A 5,636-nucleotide genomic window follows, 5' to 3' on the forward strand; every position below is an offset into this window, starting at 1 on the left:
GGGTAGATGCTAATGACATTTTATGATTTTGTAATAACTTTTATAGAAGATGATACACCACTCGGCAATTTAGCGCATAATGTGCGTAGCGATAAGAATTTTCCCAAAAATGAAACATGTCATTCAACATTGCGTAAGTATTTCCACAGTCATTATTTAGATCATGAGATGTTAGAATCTGCCAATAGAGCGCTTAGTTTATATCGTGTTAATTTTAAATAATATTAATTGTAATACCAGTTATGCTCAATTAATGCATCCCACACATCTTTTGTTTTAAAGTTAATTTCGTTATTTCTCACTGAAAATGGTTCAATAATGTTTTGGTCCAACCAAGTATTAATTAATTCACTTGGTAAGCCATCTAATAGCATTTCACTTTTGCTTATAATAAAACATTCCCAATCAAGTGAAATTGCTGAAAGATTAACATAATTGCAATCATTAGTTTGATTCATAATCAATACACTCCTTAATATTGTAAATCCGACTTTAACTTTTACCCATGTCCTATTAAAATAAAACGAAAATTTATACAAATTAATGAAAAAATACCTTGTACAAAAACGTGCATTAAATCTTAACTTTCGCAGTTGTAGAGGTATAACGATAAAGAGGTATGTGTGATTAAGAGCCTGGGACTTAGTTGTCTTCAGGCTCTACTTTTATATGGGCAGTAAATGACTGAATTGAATATGCGCTTATATCAAGCTGCTTTCAACGCTAGTCATCCTTGCCGGAGCGGGACTACAAAATCTTCTTATAAAAATTAAATTTTGTCCAACTTCCTGTATGGCTAAATAAAACAGCTAGAACAATAAATGTCCTAGCTGTAACATGTCACTTTTAAATTATTTAATTGTGTAGGAAATCATAGTTACCACGGAATTATACCTAAAATTAATGCAACAAATATCATAAATAGACTGGAACCTATTGCCCACTTAATTACGATACGTTGGTTGCGTCCATACTCAATATCTAACATACCGACTAAAAGATAACCAGCTGCATATAAAGGACTTAATACATGCAATGGTTGTCCGAGTACTGAGGCTCGAGCCATCACAACTTTAGATATACCAAACTGGTGTGCCGATTCAGCTAAAATTGGTAGTACACCATAATAAAATGGATCATTGGCCATAAAGTAGGTAAACGGTCCACTTAAGATTGCGGTAATAAGTGCAAAGTGACTGCCCAATGCTTCTGGGATTATTTGTACTAACGTATGTGCCATTTCGTCAACCATTTTTGTGCCATCCATGATACCTGTAAAGATACCAGAAGCGAATACTAAACTTATAACTGCTAACACGTCACCGGCATGTTTTTTAACAACGGAATTTTGAATACTTAAATTTGGATAGTTGATTAATAGAGCTACTCCAAACCAAACCATAAATAAGACCGGAATAGGTAATAACTCAATAAGTAAACATACTATTAAAGAAATAGTTAATATTGCATTTGGAATAATCATTTTTGGTCGTCTTAATAATGAGTCTTCTTTAGAATCGATCATTTGTATATCATCAGTATCGATATCAGTCGCAGAGTGTATATATTTTTTAGAACGGTTGCCTAATATTACTGCAACAGCTAATGCAAAAAGGATCCCCGCGATCATAGCTGGAATAATTGGAATGAATACATCTTCGGTTTGTAAGTGCAAAGAAGATATTGCACGAGCCGTTGGGCCACCCCAAGGTAGCATATTCATTACGCCTATAGATAATAAAGCTAATGTGGATAATATGTAATAGCTCATACCGATTTTTTTATAAAGTGGCATCATGGCTGTGACTGTGATAATAAAGGTAGTTGTACCGTCCCCGTCTAATGCGACCATTGAAGCTAAAAGCACAGTTCCTATTGCTATTTTGACGGGGTCCCCCTTAACTAATTTAATAATTAGTTTGATAACAGGTTCAAATAGTCCTGCATCTATCATTACACCAAAGTAAAGAATAGCGAACGTTAACATAATACCTGTAGGTGCTACGGTTCCAATACCGTCTAACATGAATTTACCTATACCGGCATAAAAACCGCCGATTAAAGCAAAGATTGTCGGAATTACAATTAATGCGATTAAAGCTGACATTTTTCTTGTCATAATTAAAATCATAAAAACTGCAATCATAATAAAACCTAAAATTGCTAAATACATAAACTCCCCCCTTATCTTTTATATTATAGCGCTTTCATTAAGTTTTTGATATTAAAATCCACGAAACTCTTAAAATTTTTTCTTGTTTTTTAAAACATAAAAAAATACAGTTAATAATTTAAAATAAAGGACTATCATCATTAATTATTAACTGTTTTTTATTTAATATGTATTTGTTATATAAGTGTTTTCCAAAAAGGGTATAGCATAACAATGAGTGAAAAAAGGGTAACTAAAATAGCAAATATGTTTGCTATTTTATCGCCATTTAAAAGGGCAGAAATATTAAAAATTAATACACCAACTATAAATAGTAATCCGACAATCATTGTCATATTACCACCTAAAACATTTGCAACCACAATAAGAGGAATCGCCAATGTAACCAAAGATAAAAATAGTGATAATAAAGTACTCGAATGATTCATATTAAACATCCTCTCTATATGCTTTAATTGTGTTTACTGAAAGCGGACATAATAAAATAATATAGTTTTGTAATTTTTATTACAAGTTAAAGTTTATAAATTAGCTTATTTCTTCAATATTCTTTGTCAATGTATAAACTAAGTGTTTATCTATCACTATATTTAAGAAGGGATTTCTTTTAAATGATAAACTAACCAATGCTGATCTACGTAATGTTGCTTATACTTTCTAGCATGTTGTTCTACAGTTAGTACCTCGAAGTCTAAATCACTGAAAAACACTTTAGCAGTAATATTATTAGAAGCAACGGAAGCTAATATAATTTCAAATTCTTGTTCTTTACAATAATTAAATACTTGTTCGACTAATTGTGCCGCTAGTTGTTTACGATAGTCTATATCATCGGCAATGATAGCCATGTTTTCTAAAAAAAGTTTGTGTGCAAGGCCGTGGATTTTTATATTACATAGCGTCGTTGTAGCGACTAATTGTTCATTGGAAAAAGCCCCAATAATAATGCAATTGCTATTATCTTGTGCTAACGCAGGTGTTAAATTTTCTTCAGCAGCGAGTTCTAAATCATAAATCCCCCATGAAAACACATCACCACTCTTGTGCAATACATATGATATAAATTGTTGATATGTAATTAAATCGCTATTAGTTAAAATGCGAAAATGAGCCATTTTAGCCCTCCTTCAAAAAGTGGAATATATTAGGAATTAAAAGTATGTATAGTTAATATTATTTTTATAATAAAGGATAAATTATTCGATAGCAATCTTTTATATACATAAAACTTAATAATATTTGACAATATATATATTTAATTCAAACTTATCTTTCATCTTTAAAATTATTAATAAATTTGCAAGGCTATCTAAATTTTAAGTGTGACATGATAAATACATAAAAAAAATACTATAAAAGGCTTAAGCCTTTTATAGTATTTAATATAAAATAAACTTTATTTTTCAAACCTTAGCTTACAACTTCAACATTCAAATTAACGTCGATATTGCCGCGTGTTGCTTTTGAATATGGGCAAAAATCGTGCGCGTCTTGTAAATATTTTTCAGCATCAGCTTGTGATAATACATCTTTTACTTTTGCATCAATGTCGACGCTTAGTTTTGGACTTTCTGCATCTGGGTCATCTTCTAATCTAACTGTTAGCGTAACTTCTGGTTCAGCACCACGTACTTTATTTTGTTTTAAAATTAAGTCAAAGGCGCCATTGAAACAAGAGGCATAACCTGCTGCAAATAATTGCTCAGGGTTTGTACCTTTATCAGCATCAGCTTGATCTGGAGGGATGACTGCAACATCTATTGCTTTATCGTCAGTTTGAACGTGTCCGTTACGTCCACCTGTATTTGTAGCTTTAGTTTCATATTTAACTGCCATTATAATTCCTCCTTATATCTCGTTATATATAAAGTTTACCCAAATTTTGAAAGTTCAATCATGAGTAATTAACTCGATTTTAATAGTATTTTACTAGTAAAGGTGTCGGTAGTTGTAATTATAGTATAATTTAAGCTAAAATATGGCTTATTATATTAAGAAATAGAAGGTGAAAATCGTGACACATGTAGACATTGCTGTAACAATAGCGCCAGAAGACAAATTAGACGAAGAAACACTTACGAATATAAAGAAATACAATGAAGATATAGATATTGTAGAATTGCGTATTGATCAATGGAATGACATTGATGCTAATTTAATTGATACCATTCAACAGCAAATTAAAGATTTAAATAAACGTCTACTGATTACTTATAGAACAAGTATTCAGGGTGGAAATGGCCATTTAAATGGTGATGCATATTATCAAATGCTGCATTCATTAATAGAAGTTAGCCATTACGATTTAATAGATATAGAATTTGATAAAAAAAGTGATAAAGAACAATTGTCTACTATAATATCAGCAGCGCAAAATAAAGACTTAGAAGTTATTCTTTCTTATCATGATTTTGAACAAACACCTAAATTGGACGAATTAAAACATTTGTATTATAAAATGCAATCAATAAACCCAGATTATATTAAAGTCGCTGTCATGCCTAAAAATAAACAAGACGTAACTAATCTCTTAATGGCAATGTCTGATTCTGCTGATTCAGTTCATCCGCGCGTCATAGGTATAGCGATGTCGGAATTAGGCTTAGTAACTCGATTGGCACAAGGTGTCTTCGGCGGTACAGTTTCATATGGCTGCTTAGATACACCGAAAGCCCCGGGGCAAGTTCATGTAAGCGTTTTAAGACAACAATTAAAAATATACGAGTAATTTGAAAATACTAAGATTGTATCTTATAATTGAAAATAGTTATCATTAACGAAAGGGCGATAGAGAATGGAACTACAAGATGCAATCGCTAATAGAAGAAGTAGCAAAATATTTAAGAGAGATATGCATATCGATGACGAGGCATTGTATCAAGCCATAAAAAAGTCATCTGATGCACCAAACCATGGCTTAAGAGAACCTTGGCGTGTTGTGCATATCGCTAAAGATAGATTAGGCGCCATGAGTAAAGCAATTTCAGACAAAGTATTTCCGCATCAAATAGATAAACAACAAGATCATTATAAAACAGTGACGAAATTAGGCGGTATGTTAGCACTAATCGTTAAAGATGATCCAAGACAAAAAGAAAATTTAGAGAACTATCTAGCTTTCGGTACATTTGCTCAAAATTTAATGTTATTACTTCATGAAGCACATATCGGTACATGTTGGAAAACGCCGCCCTATATTTTTATGCCACAAGTAAGACAAGAATTAGGCGTTAAAGATGATGAAAGCTTAGTGGGCTTTTTATATTTAACGGATATGCAAGATGACATGCCACATGCGCCACGTCATACACACAATATTATTACCGAATTTTAATGAGTAAATTATCTATGTAAACACACGATAGATAAATATAAATTGTAAGTAAAAGATTCTAGAAATAAAAGGAGTTAGGGATATAATTCCTAACTCAAATTAAATAACACCTCATTCTACTGATTTATT

Annotated in this window: 8 protein-coding genes; 3 read left to right on the plus strand and 5 right to left on the minus strand. The window is 31.7% G+C overall.

Going from position 1 to position 5,636, the window contains the following annotated elements:
* Nucleotides 1-12: 12 nt before the first annotated feature.
* On the plus strand, nucleotides 13-222 hold the full coding sequence (locus RPL90_RS07300; protein ID WP_313547328.1) for a YozE family protein: 210 nt from the start codon (nucleotides 13-15) through the stop codon (nucleotides 220-222).
* A gap of 2 nt (nucleotides 223-224) precedes the next feature.
* Here the strand turns inward: RPL90_RS07300 and RPL90_RS07305 are convergent, their stop codons facing one another.
* The 5 genes from RPL90_RS07305 to RPL90_RS07325 all read right to left on the minus strand — a co-directional run bounded on the left by RPL90_RS07305 (nucleotide 225) and on the right by RPL90_RS07325 (nucleotide 4,009).
* Nucleotides 225-458, minus strand: a complete 234-nt coding sequence (locus RPL90_RS07305; RefSeq protein WP_313547330.1) for a hypothetical protein — start codon at nucleotides 456-458, stop codon at nucleotides 225-227.
* A 419-nt stretch (nucleotides 459-877) separates the two neighbouring features.
* Entirely contained in the window at nucleotides 878-2,173 is a 1,296-nt protein-coding gene (locus RPL90_RS07310) for a CitMHS family transporter (RefSeq protein ID WP_313547332.1), read from the minus strand.
* A 176-nt stretch (nucleotides 2,174-2,349) separates the two neighbouring features.
* Nucleotides 2,350-2,601 (minus strand): hypothetical protein, encoded by a 252-nt coding sequence (locus RPL90_RS07315; protein WP_313547334.1) that lies wholly within the window; start codon nucleotides 2,599-2,601, stop codon nucleotides 2,350-2,352.
* Between the two features lie 162 nt (nucleotides 2,602-2,763).
* Nucleotides 2,764-3,288 (minus strand): GNAT family N-acetyltransferase, encoded by a 525-nt coding sequence (locus RPL90_RS07320; RefSeq protein WP_313547336.1) that lies wholly within the window; start codon nucleotides 3,286-3,288, stop codon nucleotides 2,764-2,766.
* 295 nt (nucleotides 3,289-3,583) lie between these two features.
* Entirely contained in the window at nucleotides 3,584-4,009 is a 426-nt protein-coding gene (locus RPL90_RS07325; protein ID WP_195721236.1) for an organic hydroperoxide resistance protein, read from the minus strand.
* Between the two features lie 178 nt (nucleotides 4,010-4,187).
* Here RPL90_RS07325 and aroD point away from each other — a divergent pair, with 178 nt between their 5' ends.
* Nucleotides 4,188-4,901, plus strand: coding sequence for a type I 3-dehydroquinate dehydratase (gene aroD, locus RPL90_RS07330; RefSeq protein WP_313547339.1), 714 nt, complete (start codon nucleotides 4,188-4,190; stop codon nucleotides 4,899-4,901).
* A 66-nt stretch (nucleotides 4,902-4,967) separates the two neighbouring features.
* A complete protein-coding gene (locus tag RPL90_RS07335; RefSeq protein ID WP_313547341.1) occupies nucleotides 4,968-5,507 on the plus strand; it encodes a nitroreductase family protein in 540 nt (179 codons plus the stop codon).
* Nucleotides 5,508-5,636: the final 129 nt, after the last annotated feature.

Origin of the sequence: Staphylococcus kloosii, from assembly GCF_032139365.1 — a bacterium.
Taxonomy (GTDB): domain Bacteria; phylum Bacillota; class Bacilli; order Staphylococcales; family Staphylococcaceae; genus Staphylococcus; species Staphylococcus kloosii_A.